Annotated in this window: 12 protein-coding genes and 1 tRNA gene; all 13 read right to left on the bottom strand. The window is 67.0% G+C overall.

What is annotated here, in order from left to right; translation table 11 throughout:
* Window positions 1–173: 173 nt before the first annotated feature.
* Window positions 174–590, bottom strand: coding sequence for a nickel-responsive transcriptional regulator NikR (nikR, locus tag MNZ29_RS20650; protein WP_242340774.1), 417 nt, complete (start codon window positions 588–590; stop codon window positions 174–176).
* Between the two features lie 116 nt (window positions 591–706).
* Window positions 707–1,432, bottom strand: coding sequence for an RNA polymerase sigma factor RpoD/SigA (locus MNZ29_RS20645; protein ID WP_242340773.1), 726 nt, complete (start codon window positions 1,430–1,432; stop codon window positions 707–709).
* Between the two features lie 425 nt (window positions 1,433–1,857).
* Window positions 1,858–6,045, bottom strand: coding sequence for a DNA-directed RNA polymerase subunit beta' (rpoC, locus tag MNZ29_RS20640; RefSeq protein WP_242340772.1), 4,188 nt, complete (start codon window positions 6,043–6,045; stop codon window positions 1,858–1,860).
* A 111-nt stretch (window positions 6,046–6,156) separates the two neighbouring features.
* A complete protein-coding gene (rpoB, locus tag MNZ29_RS20635) occupies window positions 6,157–10,410 on the bottom strand; it encodes a DNA-directed RNA polymerase subunit beta (protein ID WP_242340771.1) in 4,254 nt (1,417 codons plus the stop codon).
* 213 nt (window positions 10,411–10,623) lie between these two features.
* Window positions 10,624–11,001 carry a 50S ribosomal protein L7/L12 gene (rplL, locus tag MNZ29_RS20630; RefSeq protein ID WP_242340770.1) on the bottom strand — a complete coding sequence of 126 codons (378 nt, stop codon included), beginning with the start codon at window positions 10,999–11,001 and terminating at the stop codon, window positions 10,624–10,626.
* A 93-nt stretch (window positions 11,002–11,094) separates the two neighbouring features.
* Window positions 11,095–11,619, bottom strand: a complete 525-nt coding sequence (gene rplJ, locus MNZ29_RS20625; RefSeq protein ID WP_242340769.1) for a 50S ribosomal protein L10 — start codon at window positions 11,617–11,619, stop codon at window positions 11,095–11,097.
* Between the two features lie 273 nt (window positions 11,620–11,892).
* The gene (gene rplA, locus MNZ29_RS20620) at window positions 11,893–12,597 is read right to left on the bottom strand and encodes a 50S ribosomal protein L1 (RefSeq protein ID WP_242340768.1); all 705 of its coding nucleotides are present in this window, start codon (window positions 12,595–12,597) and stop codon (window positions 11,893–11,895) included.
* Between the two features lie 19 nt (window positions 12,598–12,616).
* Window positions 12,617–13,063: a 50S ribosomal protein L11 gene (gene rplK, locus MNZ29_RS20615; protein ID WP_012097009.1), complete on the bottom strand. Its 447-nt coding sequence runs from the start codon at window positions 13,061–13,063 to the stop codon at window positions 12,617–12,619.
* 105 nt (window positions 13,064–13,168) lie between these two features.
* Window positions 13,169–13,708: a transcription termination/antitermination protein NusG gene (gene nusG / locus MNZ29_RS20610; RefSeq protein WP_242340767.1), complete on the bottom strand. Its 540-nt coding sequence runs from the start codon at window positions 13,706–13,708 to the stop codon at window positions 13,169–13,171.
* A gap of 123 nt (window positions 13,709–13,831) precedes the next feature.
* Window positions 13,832–14,224 carry a preprotein translocase subunit SecE gene (secE, locus tag MNZ29_RS20605; protein WP_242340766.1) on the bottom strand — a complete coding sequence of 131 codons (393 nt, stop codon included), beginning with the start codon at window positions 14,222–14,224 and terminating at the stop codon, window positions 13,832–13,834.
* A 91-nt stretch (window positions 14,225–14,315) separates the two neighbouring features.
* Window positions 14,316–14,391: transfer RNA gene (locus MNZ29_RS20600), tRNA-Trp, on the bottom strand.
* A gap of 18 nt (window positions 14,392–14,409) precedes the next feature.
* Window positions 14,410–14,568: a 50S ribosomal protein L33 gene (gene rpmG, locus MNZ29_RS20595; RefSeq protein WP_242340765.1), complete on the bottom strand. Its 159-nt coding sequence runs from the start codon at window positions 14,566–14,568 to the stop codon at window positions 14,410–14,412.
* A gap of 12 nt (window positions 14,569–14,580) precedes the next feature.
* Window positions 14,581–15,065: EF-Tu/IF-2/RF-3 family GTPase (locus tag MNZ29_RS20590; protein WP_242356550.1), on the bottom strand; the 485-nt coding region annotated here is incomplete at its 5' end.

Below are 15,065 nucleotides of genomic sequence, written 5' to 3'. Positions count from 1 at the left end.
CGACGCCGCGGAAGCGGCGAAGCCGCTCGCGGCGTCGCACGGGACCCGGCGAGCCGGGGTGGGGCCCCGACGAGCTTCGCTCGGCGGGGCGGGGGCGCAGCCCCCGTTCGAACATGGCTAAACGACAGCGTGATTCGCGGCACCGAAGGTGATCGCGAATCACGAACTGTCGTTTAGCGAAGGGCCTCGCCGGTCGTCGCAGGGAGGACCTTGCCGTACTTCACGCCACGTGTCGCCACGAGGCTCTCGGCCATCTGCAGGATCTCGCCGGCGCGCCCGCGGAGCACGAGCACCTCCAGGCAGTTGTGCGCGTCCATGTGGACGTGGAGCGCGGAGACGACCGCCTGGTGGTTCTCGTGCTGGATGTGGGTCAGCTTCTGCGCGAGGCTCGAGGACTCGTGGTCGTACACGACGGCGACCACCGCGACCTGCTCGCCGCGCTCCGACTCGGACCACTGGCGCTGGACGAGCTGGTCGCGGATGAGGTCCCGCACGGCCTCGGAGCGGTTGACATAGCCCTTGCGCTCGATGAGCTCGTCGAACTGCTCGAGCAGGCTGCGCTCGAGCGAGATGCCGATCCGTTCCAGCATGGCGGCATCGTTAGCAGCGCGCCCGGCGAGCCGCAAGCCGGCCGCCGGGACGAGCGAGCCCGCCACCCGTGACACGGGGGCGGGCTCGCGGGTTCGCCGGATCTCCGGGCGACGGGCTACGCGGCGTCGCGCTCGCCGGGCTGCAGGTAGCGGTGGAGGAACTGCTTCGTCTTCAGCTCCACCTGGCGGACGCGCTCGCGCGACACGCCCCAGCGCTTGCCGATCTCCTCGAGCGTGCGCGGCTGATCCTGCTCGAGCCGGTTGTGGACGATGTCCCAGCCCAGCTCGCCGATGCGCTTGCGGACCTTCCCGAGCGCGTCGCGGACGTCGCGGTCGCCTTCGCCCTGCAGGTAGGTGTCCTCGGGGCCGGGGCCCTCGTCCTCGATGCGCTCGAGGTGGGTGGCGTCACCCTCCTCGTCGATGGCGCTGTCGAGCGACAGGTCCGGCTGCGCGACCGTGCCGCTCTGCGGGCGCACGGTGGAGCGCGCCTCCTTCAGATACTTCCCGATGTAGGCGCGGATCCACCAGACCGCGTACGTCGAGAAGCGCGTGCCGGCGTGCGGATCGAACTTCTCGACGGCGCGCATGAGGCCGACGTTGCCTTCCTGGATGAGATCGTCGAGCCGCACCGTGCCGCGGCGCTGCTTCCGCGCGATGGCGACCACGAACGCCAGGTTGTGGCGCACGAGCTTCTGCTTCGCGCGGACGTCGCCCTTGCGCGCGCGGAGCGCGAGCGCGTGCTCTTCTTCGCGGTTCAGCGGCGGATAGTCGCGGACCGCCTTGAGGTAGGGAGCGAGCTCTTCGAACTCCCTGCTGCTCTTCTGAGTGGTCGCCGTCCTCATTTACTGGTCGCCTCTCTGGCCTGCGTCGAAGTGTCCCGGGTAGGTTACGTAACGTGACTTTATGAAAGCGGACTCATCGAGTCAAGTATCCCCCATATGCCCGTAGACCCTGGAAGTCTTCGGCGACATCGGGGAACCGCACACCACGCAAGTCCGAAGTGCCGCAGAATATGAACACGATTTGGGAGTTGGCATTCGTCAAGCGCGTGCCCCCTCCCACGACCCCCAGACAAGTGCCGAATATTGCTCCACATCAATTCCGGCACCGACCCGTCCGAGACTCACCGTCCGTGCGGGCGCCTGGAGCTAAGCGGCTGCTTACGCCATCTCGAAACACTGCGTTGCGCCAGATCAAAAAGGAAAGGGCCCGGCCCCTCTTGGGACCGGGCCCGGTTCCGGGCTCGAGCTGACGCGCGGCGGAGCGGCTACTCCTCCCCGCTCGCGACGGCGAGGGCCTCCTCGGCCTCCTCCACCGCGTCCACCGGCGTCTCGACCTCGATGTCGAGGTGCTTGTAGTGCGGCAGGCCGGTGCCGGCGGGGATGAGCCGGCCCATGATGACGTTCTCCTTGAGGCCGCGGAGGTGGTCGACCTTGCCGCTGATCGCGGCCTCGGTCAGCACCTTGGTCGTCTCCTGGAACGAGGACGCCGAGATGAACGACTCGGTGGAGAGCGAGGCCTTGGTGATGCCGAGCAGGAGGGGCTCGCCCTGCGCCGGGCGCCCACCCGCGGTGATCACCTTCTCGTTCTCCTCCTCGAACACGAACTTCTCGACCTGCTCGTCGGCGAGGAAGTTCGTGTCGCCCACGTCGACGATCCGCACGCGACGCAGCATCTGCCGGACGATCGTCTCGATGTGCTTGTCGTTGATCTTCACGCCCTGGAGCCGGTAGACCTCCTGGACCTCGTCCACCAGCCAGCGGGCGAGCTCCTTCTCGCCGAGCACGCGGAGGATGTCGTGCGGGTTGGCGGCGCCGTCCATGAGCGCCTCGCCCGCACGCACCCGGTCGCCCGTGTGCACCGAGATGTGCTTGCCCTTCCCGATCAGGTACTCCTTCGCGAGGTCGGGCCGGAGCTTGCCGTCCACCTCGGGCGTGATGACCACCTTGCGCTTGCCCTTCGTGTCCTTGCCGAAGGCGACCACGCCGTCGATCTCGGAGATGACCGCGTGCTCCTTGGGCTTGCGGGCCTCGAAGAGCTCCGCGACGCGCGGGAGACCGCCGGTGATGTCCTTCGTCTTCGTGGTCTCGCGCGGCATCTTCGCGATGACGTCGCCGGCGTCGACCTCGTCGCCGTCGTTCACGACGAGGTTCGCGCCCTCGGGGAGCATGTAGCGGGCGTCGGCCTCGGAGTTGGCGAGCTTCCGCGTCTTGCCCTCGGCGTCCTTGATCGAGATGCGCGGGCGCGCGTCGGGATCCTTGGAGGCGATGACCGCCTTGCGGGCGAGGCCGGTGATCTCGTCGACCTGCTCCGAGATCGTGACGCCGTCGATGAGGTCGCCGTACTTCACGCGCCCGGCCACCTCGGTGATGATCGGCATCGAGTACGGGTCCCACTCCGCGAGGAGCGTGTTCGTCTCGATCTTCTGCCCCTCGCGCACGAGGAGCTTCGCGCCGTAGACGACGCCGTAGCGCTCGCGCTCGCGGCCCTGATCGTCGGTGACGATGATCTCGCCGTTGCGGTTCATCACGATGAGCGTGCCGTCCTTCTTCTTCGCCACGCTCACGTTGTGGAACTTCACGAGGCCGGGGTTCCGGTTCTCGATGGTCGACTGCTCCGCCCGCCGGGACGCCGCGCCGCCGATGTGGAACGTGCGCATCGTGAGCTGCGTGCCGGGCTCGCCGATCGACTGCGCGGCGATCACGCCGACCGCCTCGCCGATGTTCACCTTGCGGCCGCGGGCGAGATCGCGCCCGTAGCACTCGACGCAGATGCCGCGCCGCGCCTGGCAGGTGAGCACCGAGCGGATCTTCACCTTGTCGATGCCGGAGTTCTCGATGAGCTTGACCCGGTTCTCGTCGATCTCCTCGTTCGCCTTCACCAGCACGGTGGTGGCGAACGGGTCGTGGATGTCGTCGAGCGCGACGCGGCCCAGGATGCGCTCGCCCATCGGCTCGATGATCTCGCCGCCCTCGACCAGCGCGCCGAGCGTGATGCCGTCCATCGCGCCGCAGTCGTACTCGGTGATGATGGCGTCCTGCGCGACGTCGACGAGGCGCCGGGTGAGGTAACCGGAGTTCGCCGTCTTGAGCGCCGTGTCGGCGAGGCCCTTTCGAGCGCCGTGCGTCGAGATGAAGTACTGCTGGACGTTCAGGCCCTCGCGGAAGTTCGCGGTGATCGGCGTCTCGATGATCTCGCCGGACGGCTTGGCCATGAGGCCGCGCATGCCGGCGAGCTGACGGATCTGCTGCGCCGAGCCGCGGGCGCCGGAGTCGGCCATGATGTAGATCGGGTTGAACGACGGCTGCTTGCGCTCCTCGCGCTTGCCGTCCTTGCCCGGGCCGACGGCCGTCTCCTGGCCGATCTGGGACATCATCTCCTGGGCCACCTCCTCCGTGACCTGCGCCCAGATGTCGATGACCTTGTTGTACCGCTCGCCGATGGTGATGAGACCCTCGGTGTACTGGGTCTGGATGTCCTCCACCTCGCCCATCGCGCGGTCGAGGAGCTCCTGCTTCCTCCTCGGGATGATCATGTTCTCGAGCGCGATCGAGATGCCGGCTCGCGTCGCGTTCCCGTAGCCCATCGAGCGGACGCGGTCCGCGAGGAGCACCGTCTCCTTCTCGCCGCAGAGGCGGTAGGTGAGGTCGATGAGGTTCTGGAGCTGCTTCTTGTCCATGACCTTGTTGATGGACTCGAACGGCAGCCGCTTCGGCACGATGTCGTAGAGGAGCACGCGACCGACGGTGCTCTCGACGCGGGTGCCGTCGAGGCGCACCCAGATCTTCGCCTGGAGCTCGACCTCGCCCTGGTCGTAGGCGGCGCGGACCTCCTCCGCGCTCGCGAAGACCTTGCCCTCTCCGCGGGCGAACGCGCGCTCGCGGGTCATGTAGTAGATGCCGAGGACGATGTCCTGGCTCGGCACGATGATGGGCTTGCCGTGCGCGGGCGAGAGGATGTTGTTCGTGCTCATCATGAGCACGCGCGCCTCCATCTGGGCCTCGATGGACAGCGGCACGTGCACGGCCATCTGGTCGCCGTCGAAGTCGGCGTTGAAGGCGGTGCAGACGAGCGGGTGGAGCTGGATCGCCTTGCCCTCGATGAGGACCGGCTCGAACGCCTGGATGCCGAGGCGGTGCAGCGTCGGGGCGCGGTTCAGGAGCACCGGGTGCTCGCGGATCACCTCGTCGAGGATGTCCCAGACCTCGGGGCGCTCCTTCTCCACCATCTTCTTCGCGCTCTTGATGGTGGTGACGTAGCCCTTCTCTTCGAGCTTGTTGTAGATGAACGGCTTGAAGAGCTCGAGGGCCATGATCTTCGGCAGGCCGCACTGGTGCAGCTTGAGCTCGGGGCCGACCACGATGACGGAGCGGCCCGAGTAGTCGACGCGCTTGCCGAGCAGGTTCTGGCGGAAGCGGCCCTGCTTGCCCTTGAGCATGTCGCTCAGGGACTTGAGCGGGCGCTTGTTCGGCCCGGTGATGGTCTTGCCGCGGCGCCCGTTGTCGAAGAGGGCGTCCACCGCCTCCTGCAGCATCCGCTTCTCGTTGCGGATGATGATGTCCGGGGCGTTCAGCTCCTGGAGCCGCTTCAGGCGGTTGTTGCGGTTGATGACGCGGCGGTACAGGTCGTTGAGGTCGGAGGTCGCGAACCGGCCGCCGTCGAGGGGGACGAGCGGGCGGAGGTCGGGCGGGATGACCGGGATGACCTCGAGCATCATCCAGTCCGGCTTGTTGCCGGACGCGACGAACGCCTCGACGACCTTGAGCCGCTTCGCGATCTTCTTCCGCTTCGCGTCGCTCGTCGCCTCCTTCATCTGGGCGCGCAGCTCGGCCGCGAGGCCGTGCACGCCCTCGCCGTGCCCCTTGTCCGCGGGGCCGACGACCTTGAGGAGCTCGAGGACGGCCTCGCCGCCCATGCCGGCCAGGAACGCCTCCTCGCCGAACTCCTCCATCGCCTTGTGGTAGCGCTCCTCGGAGAGCAGCTCGGCGCGCTGGAGCGTCGTCTCCTTGGGGTCGATGACGATGTACGACTCACAGTAGAGGACCTTCTCGAGGTCCTTCAGCGTGATGTCGAGGAGGTTGCCGATGCGGCTCGGCAGCGACTTGAGGAACCAGATGTGCGCGACGGGCGTCGCGAGGGTGATGTGGCCGAGCCGCTCGCGGCGGACCTTCGACTGGATCACCTCGACGCCGCACTTCTCGCAGACGACCCCGCGGTGCTTCATGCGCTTGTACTTGCCGCAGTTGCACTCGTAGTCCTTCACGGGGCCGAAGATCTTCGCGCAGAACAGGCCGTCGCGCTCCGGCTTGAAGGTCCGGTAGTTGATCGTCTCCGGCTTCTTCACCTCGCCGTGCGACCACTGGCGGATCTTGTCCGGGCTCGCGAGCGAGATGCGGATCGCGGAGAACGACAGCGGATCCTTCGGCTTCTCGAAGAAATTGAAGATGTCCTTCACGTCTTGACCTCGTCCAGCAAGAAGGGTCTCTGAACCGTCCCGTCGGCCCGCGCGCCCGCGCGGACCGGGCGCTGGGGCCGGCGGCTCCAAGCCGCCGGCCCCGGGCCCGGGTTACGCGGTGTTCTTCTCGGCCGCGGCGCCGCGCGGCGTGCCGAGCGGCCCGCCCAGGTCGCCCTCGGCCTGCTCGCGGGCCGCCTTCGCCTCCGGCGTCTCGAGGAGCTCGACGTCGAGCGCGAGGCTCTGGAGCTCCTTGATGAGCACGTTGAACGACTCGGGGAGGCCGGACTCGAGCGTGTTCTCGCCCTTGACGATCGCCTCGTACATGCGGGTGCGGCCGACCACGTCGTCGGACTTCACCGTGAGGAACTCCTGGAGCGAGTAGGCCGCGCCGTAGGCCTCCATCGCCCAGACCTCCATCTCGCCGAGCCGCTGGCCGCCGAACTGGGCCTTGCCGCCGAGGGGCTGCTGCGTGACGAGCGAGTACGGCCCGATGGAGCGGGCGTGGATCTTCTCGTCCACGAGGTGGTGCAGCTTCAGCATGTACATGACGCCGACCGTGACGTCCTGGTCGAACGGCTCGCCGGTGCGGCCGTCGAAGAGGATCGACTGCATCGTCGCCGAGCCCTCGCCGAGGAGCGCCTTCATCTCGTCCTCGCGGGCGCCGTCGAACACCGGCGTCGCGACGTGCATGCCGTCGCGCAGCTTCATCGCGAGCTTCGGCAGCTCCTTCTCCGGCAGCTCCTCGATGAGCAGCCCGAGCCGCTCGGAGGCGCCGTCGACGCCCTCGAACGCCTTCTTCAGCTTCTTGCGGAGCTGATCGGGGCCGAAGTTCTTCTCGACCATCTCCTGGAGCCGCCAGCCGACGTTCTTCGCCGCCCAGCCGAGGTGCGTCTCGAGGATCTGGCCCACGTTCATGCGGGACGGGACGCCGAGCGGGTTCAGGACGATGTCCACCGGCCGGCCGTCCTCGAGGTACGGCAGGTCCTCCTCGGGGAGCACGCGGGAGACGACGCCCTTGTTGCCGTGGCGGCCGGCCATCTTGTCGCCGACCGCGAGCTTGCGCTTGATGGCGACGTACACCTTCACCATCTTGATGACGCCCGGCGGGAGCTCGTCGCCCTTCTTCAGGCGGCCGATCTTCTCGCCGAAGAGGAGCTTCACGAGCTCCTTCTGCTCCTCGAAGTTCTCGACGATCTTCCGCGCCAGGTCCTGCACGTCACCCTCGACCGCGATCTCGCCCCAGTAGCGCTGGGGGATCGTGTCGAGGAGCGCGTCGTCGAGGACGTCGCCCTTCTTGAGGAGCTGGTTGCCCTTGTCGTCGACGAGGCGGCCGGAGACCTCCTTGCCGAGGAGCAGGCGGCGGATCTTCTGAAACGCCGAGTCCTGGATGATGCGGATCTCGTCGTTCTGGTCCTTGAGGAGCTTCGCCTCCTCCATCTCCTCGATGGCCTTCGCGCGCTCGTCCTTCTCGACGCCCTTGCGGCTGAAGACCTTCGCGTTGATGACCGTGCCGGAGACGCCCGGCGGGACGCGGAGCGAGCTGTCGCGGACGTCGCCCGCCTTCTCGCCGAAGATCGCGCGGAGGAGCTTCTCCTCGGGCGAGAGCTGGGTCTCGCCCTTCGGCGTGATCTTGCCGACGAGGATGTCGCCCGGCTTCACCTCGGCGCCGATGCGGATGATGCCCGACTCGTCGAGGTCCTTCAGGGCCTCCTCGCCGACGTTCGGGATGTCGCGGGTGATCTCCTCCTTGCCGAGCTTCGTGTCACGCGCGACGCACTCGAACTCCTCGATGTGCACCGACGTGAACACGTCCTCCTTGAGGAAGCGCTCGGAGAGGAGGATCGAGTCCTCGAAGTTGTAGCCCTGCCAGGGCATGAACGCGACGACCACGTTCTGGCCGAGCGCGAGCTCGCCCATCTCCGTCGCCGGCCCGTCCGCGATGACGTCGCCCTTCTTCACCCGCTCGCCCGGCTTCACGATGGGCTTCTGGTTGATGCAGGTGTTCTGGTTCGACCGCTGGTACTTGATGAGGTTGTAGATGTCGACCTCGTTCGCGACGTCGGTCGCGGAGGTCGGCACGTCGGCCTTCACCACGATGCGGGCGGCGTCGACGGACTGGATGACGCCGTCGCGCTTCGCCACGACGCACACGCCCGAGTCGCGCGCGACGATCCCCTCGATGCCGGTGCCGACGAGCGGCGCCCGCGTGCGGAGGAGCGGCACCGCCTGGCGCTGCATGTTCGAGCCCATGAGGGCGCGGTTCGCGTCGTCGTTCTCAAGGAACGGCACGAGCGAGGCGGCGACGGACACGAGCTGGTTCGGGCTCACGTCCATGAGGTCGACCTCGTCCGGGCGGGCGTTGATGTACTCGCCCTCCTTGCGGCACGAGACCATGTTCCCCGTGAACACGCCCTTCTTGTCCACCGGCGCGTTCGCCTGCGCGATGATGTGCTTCTCCTCCTCGAGCGCCGAGTAGAAGGAGACCTCCTCGGTCACCCTCCCCTTCTCGACCTTGCGGTACGGCGTCTCGACGAAGCCGTACTCGTTCACGCGCGCGTGGGTGGAGAGCGACGCGATGAGGCCGATGTTCGGGCCTTCAGGCGTCTCGATCGGGCAGATGCGGCCGTAGTGCGTGGAGTGGACGTCGCGCACCTCGAAGCCCGCGCGCTCGCGGGTGAGGCCGCCCGGCCCGAGCGCCGAGAGGCGCCGCTTGTGCGTCACCTCGGAGAGCGGGTTCGTCTGATCCATGAACTGCGAGAGCTGGCTCGACCCGAAGAACTCCTTGATGACCGCCGTGACCGGCTTCGCGTTGATGAGGTCGTGCGGCATGAGCGTCTCGATCTCCTGGAGGCTCATGCGCTCCTTGATCGCGCGCTCCATGCGAACGAGGCCGATGCGGTACTGGTTCTCGAGCAGCTCGCCGACCGCGCGGACGCGGCGGTTGCCGAGGTGGTCGATGTCGTCGACGTCCTTGTTCGGCGTGCCGTTCTTGAGGTCGATGAGGAAGCGGACCACCTCGAGGATGTCGCGCTTCGTCACGACGGTGTTGTCGAGCGGCTCGTCGATCCCGAACTTGTGGTTCAGCTTCAGGCGCCCGACCTTCGAGAGGTCGTACCGCTCCGCGTTGAAGAACAGGTTGACGAACAGGTTCGTCGCGGTCTCGGGCGTCGGCGGATCGCCGGGGCGGAGGCGGCGGTAGATCTCCATGATCGCCTCCTCGGGCGTGGAGATCTTGTCCTGGATGAGCGTGTCGCGGAGCGACGGCAGCACGTTCAGGTTGTCGATGAAGAGGACCCTGAACTCGAGGATGCCGCGCTTGCGGAGCTCCTCGATCTTGGCCTCGGTGACCTCCTCGTTGACCTCGAGGAGCACCTCACCCGTGTCGGCGTCCACCACGTCCTCGGCGGAGATCTTGGTGTAGACCTCCTCCGGCTCGATCGGCAGCGACTTCATCTTCGCCGCGACGAGCTTCTTGATCGCGCTCTCGGTGAACTTCCGGTTCTTCTTGACGATGATCTCGTTCGTCTTCGGGTCGCGGATGTCGCGCGTCGCGCGCTGGCCCTTGAGCAGGTCCGGGTTCAGGTCCTTCTCGAACTTGCCCTTGCCTTCGACCCGGATCGTCTCGGTGTCGTAGTAGTACTTGAGGATCTCCTCGGCCGAGCCGTGGAACTCGACCGGGCTCTTCTTCGCCGTGTCCGGCACGCCGCCGAGGGCGCGCAGCAGCACCGTCGCGGGGAGCTTCCGGCGGCGGTCGATGCGGACGTAGAGGATGTCCTTGTGGTCGAACTCGAAGTCGATCCAGGACCCGCGGTACGGGATGATCCGGGCGTTGAAGAGGAGCTTGCCCGACGAGTGGCTCTTGCCCTTGTCGTGGTCGAAGAACGCGCCCGGCGACCGGTGGAGCTGGCTGACGACGACGCGCTCCGTGCCGTTGATGATAAAGGTCCCGTTCTCCGTCATGAGCGGGATCTCGCCGAAATAGACCTCCTGCTCCTTGACGTCGCGGATCGACTGCGCGCCCGTCTCCTCGTCCTTGTCCCAGACGACCAGGCGAACGACGACCTTGATCGGCGCCGAGTACGTCATGCCGCGCTGATGGCACTCGTCGACGTCGTACTTGGGCTTCTCGAGGTGATAGCTGACGAACTCGAGCGAGCTCGTCTCGTTGAAGTCCTTGATCGGGAAGACCGACTTGAAGACGCCCTGCAGGCCCGTGTCCTCACGCTTCTCGGGCGGGACGTCGGCCTGGAGGAACTTGTCGTAGGACGATTTCTGGATGGCGATGAGGTTGGGGATCTCGGCGATCTTGTTGATCTTCCCAAAGTTTCGCCGGATTCTGAAGTTGTTCTGGATCGTCGTCGCCATCGAGTTCGGTCCTCTGTCCCTTCGAGACCCGTACAAACAGGTCTAGCCGGCCAGCAGGCCGGCTACCCAACTGCGTCCGGCCGAAACGGCCGGGATTCCGGAATCAGTGAAAGGGATACGGGTTCTTAACGACTCCACCCTCACCCGTCAAAGATTCCAACGTGAGCCACGGCGAGGCGGCTTGCAACTCCGCCCCGCCGTGCGCACGCCTCGCTACTTGATCTCGACCTTGGCGCCGGCGGCCTCGAGCTTCTTCTTGAGCTCGTCGGCCTCCGCCTTCGCGACGCCACCCTTGACCTCCTTGGGGGCGCCCTCGACGAGGTCCTTCGCCTCCTTGAGGCCGAGGCCCGTGATCGCGCGGACTTCCTTGATCACGTTGATCTTGTTCGCGCCGGCGTCCGCGAGGACGACGGAGAACTCCGTCTTCTCCTCGACCGGAGCCGCGGCGGCAGCCCCGCCACCCGCGCCGGCGACCATCACCGGAGCGGCGGCGGAGACGCCCCACTTCTCCTCGAGCTGCTTCACGAGCTCGGCGGCCTCCATCACCGTGAGGCCCGACAGCTGTTCCACGATCGTGTTGAGATCGGCCATTTCCTTCTTCCTTCTCTTTGTTCCGGGGCGCCCTTCGGGGCGCCCGCAGCGTCTGGCCCGCGCGACCTTCCGCGCGGGCGGTTCACGTACCGTTTAAGACTGCTTCTCGAGCTGCTCGCGGCGCGCGCCGAGGACACGGGCCAGCTGCTGGCCCGGGGCCCCGATCATGCGGGCGAGCTGGGTCGCGGGCTGCGCGATCATCGCGGCGATCTGGCCGCGGAGCTCCAGGAGCCCCGGCAGCTTCGCGAGGGACTGGATCCCCTTCGCGTCGACGACCCGACCTTCGATCACCGCGGTGCGGATGGTGAAGTTCTCGCGGTCCTTCATGAACTCCGCGAGGAGCTTCGCCGGCGTGACGACGTCGCCGTAGCTCATGACGAGCGCCGTCGGCCCCACGAACTTCTCCGCGATCGGCTCCACCGGCGTGCCCTTGGCGGCGCGCGCGGCGAGGGTGTTCTTCACGATGCGGTACTCCACCTTCGCCTCGCGCAGCTTGCGCCGAAGCTCGGTGACCGTCGCGACGTTCAGCCCCTTGGGCTCCGCGAGGATGGCCGCCTTCGCCTTCGCCATCTTCTCGTGGAGCTCACCGATGACCTGCTCTTTTTCCGTCCGGTTCAATTAGTCTCACCACCTTTCGGACCGGCCGGCGTTCGCCGGCGCGGTTTCGCTCGGGGTTCGGACCGGACGTCCGGTACGAAGACCCCCTGGCCAAGCAGGGGACGCTGCGGAGAGGCTGCAGGTTCCCGTCTCGGCGGGTCGGACCCTCGCGGATCCGCTTGGCCGCTCGCTCGCCCCGGAACTGCGCTCGCACCCGGGGCCGTTCGCGGGCCCGCTGTCTTGGACCAGAAACCCCGGCGGCGTCATGCCGCCGGGAACTCCAGAAACGTGTCGCTAGCCGTGCTGCGCGGCGAGCTCGGCGAGGTCGAGCTTGATGCCCGGGCCCATCGTCGTGGAGAGCGTCACGTTCTTCACGTACACGCCCTTCGCGGTCTGCGGCTTCGCCTTGTAGATGATCTCCATGATCGCCGAGAAGTTCGCCTTGAGCTTCTCCGGGTCGAAGGAGGCCTTGCCGAACGGCACGTGGACGATGCCCGCCTTCTCGACGCGGAACTCGACCTTGCCGGCCTTCTGCTCCTTCACGGCGCGGGAGATGTCCGCCGAGACCGTGCCGACCTTGGGGTTCGGCATGAGGCCGCGGGGGCCGAGGACCTTACCGAGGCGGCCGACGACGCCCATCATGTCCGGCGTCGCGAGCACCTTGTCGAAGTCCATGAAGCCGCCCTGGACCTTCTCCGCGAGATCCTCGGCGCCGACGATGTCCGCGCCGGCCTCCTGGGCCTCGCGCGCCTTGTCGCCCTTCGCGAACACCGCGATCTTGACCGCCTTGCCCATGCCGTGCGGCAGCACGACGGCGCCGCGGACCACCTGATCGGCGTGCTTGGGGTCGACGCCGAGGTTGATCGCGGCGTCCACCGTCTCGTCGAACTTCTTCGTGGCGGTCTGCTTCACGAGGCTCATCGCCTCGTCGAGCTTGTACCGCTTCACCCGGTCGACCTTCGCGACCGCCGCCTTGTACTTCTTCGCAACGTGAGCCATGTCCGTGTCCTCCTCGCGGCTAGCCGACGACGTCGATGCCCATGGACAGCGCGGTCCCCTCGACGGTCCGCATCGCGGCCTCGAGGCTGCCCGCCGTCATGTCCTGCATCTTCGTCTTCGCGATCTGCTCGACCTGCTTGCGCGTCACCTGCCCGACCTTCTCCTTGCCGGGCTTGTGCGCGCCGGAGCCCTTCTTCTTCTCCGTGTGGAGGCCGGCCGCCTTCTTCAGGAGGATCGCCGCGGGCGGGGTCTTCAGCTGAAAGGTGAAGGAGCGGTCCTGGTACACCGTGATGATGACCGGGATGATGAGCGCTTCCTTCGCCTGCGCCTGCGTCGCCGCGTTGAACTGCTTGCAGAACTCCATGATGTTCACGCCGTGCTGGCCGAGCGCCGGGCCCACGGGCGGAGCCGGGTTCGCCTTGCCGGCGGGGAGCTGCAGCTTGATCTGTCCAGTGACCTTCTTCATCGCTGCTCCTCGAGGCCGCAGAGGCGGCCCCGCGTGGTCGAACGAGCCGTTGACTCGGCTCTCCCACGTATTCGCCCGCGGTGACTCACCGCGGGCGGTGCCACACTACGTCTTCTCCACCTGCATGAAGTCGAGCTCCACCGGCGTGGCGCGCCCGAAGATCGAGACGAGCACGCGCAGCTTGCCCTTGTCCGGCTTGACCTCCTCGACCGTGCCGTTGAAGTTCGAGAACGGGCCGTCGATCACGCGGACCTGATCGCCCTCCTCGAACTGCACCTTCGGCTTGGGCTTCAGCGAGCCCTCGGAGATCTGCGTCGTGAGCCGCTGCACCTCGATGTCCGACACCGCCGGGACCTCGTTCGGCGTCTTCGCGTTCCCGACGAAGCCCGTCACCTTGGGCGTCCCCTTCACGAGGTGCCAGGTGTCGAGCGTCATCTCCATGTTCACGAGGATGTAGCCCGGGAAGAACTTGCGCTTCGAGGTCTTCTTCTCCCCCTTCACCATCTCCTGGACCACTTCCATGGGGATGAGGACCTCGCCGAACTGCTCCTGGAGGCTGTGCTGCCGGACGCGCTCCTCCAGCGACTTCTTCACCTTGTTCTCGAAGCCCGAGTAGGTGTGGACGACGTACCACTTCTTCGCCATTTGCGCGTCTCCGTGTGGTCGCCCCGTGCCCCGCCTAAACGCCGCGGGAGCCACCGGCGGCCTTCCGCCGCCCAGGGCTCCCGTCGCTCGTGAGCCTGTCGAAACCGCTCGGCCGCGAGCGACCTAGTAGACCTTCGAGCTGAGCCAGCTCCAGACGAAGTCGAACACGCCGAGGACCACCGCCGCGACGGCCGACGCCACGATCACCGCGACCGTGGCGGCCCGCGTCTCGCGCAGGCTCGGCCACGTGACCCGGCGAAGCTCCAGCGCGATCTCGAACGAGACCTGCTGGGTCTTCGGGTAGCGCCACACCCCGATCGCGAGCACGACCGCCAGCGCGAACCCGACGACGGTCGAGAGCGTCCAGTCCCCGAGCACCGCGAAGTCGTTCACGCGGGTATACGAGAACGCGAGCGCGAGGATGCGCTCGAAGAACACCCCGACCGCGATCGCGGCGAGCACGTAGAAGATCACGACGATCCGCTTCGGCTGCTCGACCCCGCCCACGTTTTCCATGGCTCGCCCTTCGGCCTTCGTGCGGCATGGGGGCGGGACGCGTTCGGCGCCCCGCCCCCGTCGGTTTCTGCTCGGTTCGTCCTGCCTCGATTGGCAGGCCAGGAGGGATTCGAACCCCCAACCCGCGGTTTTGGAGACCGCTGCTCTACCGTTCGAGCTACTGGCCTATCCCCGGCGGCTTCGCGCTACTTCGTCTCCTTGTGCTCCACGTGCTTGCGGCAGCGCGGGCAGTACTTGGACAGCGCGAGCTTGTCCTGCGTCTTCTTCTTGTTCTTCGTGGTCGTGTAGTTCCGCTCTTTGCAGGTCTTGCACTCGAGCGTGATGATGCTGCGATTCCCGGCCATGGGATCCCTTCCTTACTGGATCACCTCGGCCACGACGCCGGCGCCGACCGTGCGGCCACCCTCGCGAATCGCGAACCGAAGCTCCTTCTCCATCGCGATCGGGGTGATGAGCTCCACCTCCATCGCGATGTTGTCCCCGGGCATCACCATCTCGACACCCTGCGGAAGCTGAACCGAACCCGTGACGTCCGTCGTGCGGAAGTAGAACTGCGGGCGGTAGCCGTTGAAGAACGGCGTGTGGCGCCCACCCTCCTCCTTCGTCAGGACGTACACCTCGGCCTTGAACTTGGTGTGGGGCGTGATCGAGCCCGGCTTCGCCAGCACCTGACCGCGCTCCACCTCCTCGCGCTTCAGGCCGCGGAGCAGCGCACCGATGTTGTCGCCCGCCTGCCCCTCGTCGAGCAGCTTGCGGAACATCTCCACGCCCGTCACCACCGTCTTGACCGTCGGCTTCAGGCCGACGACCTCGATCTCCTCGCCCACCTTGACGATCCCGC

This window comes from Anaeromyxobacter sp. SG64, from assembly GCF_022690745.1.
GTDB classification, from domain to species: domain Bacteria; phylum Myxococcota; class Myxococcia; order Myxococcales; family Anaeromyxobacteraceae; genus Anaeromyxobacter; species Anaeromyxobacter soli.
This window is presented reverse-complemented; position numbering and strand designations above follow the sequence as displayed.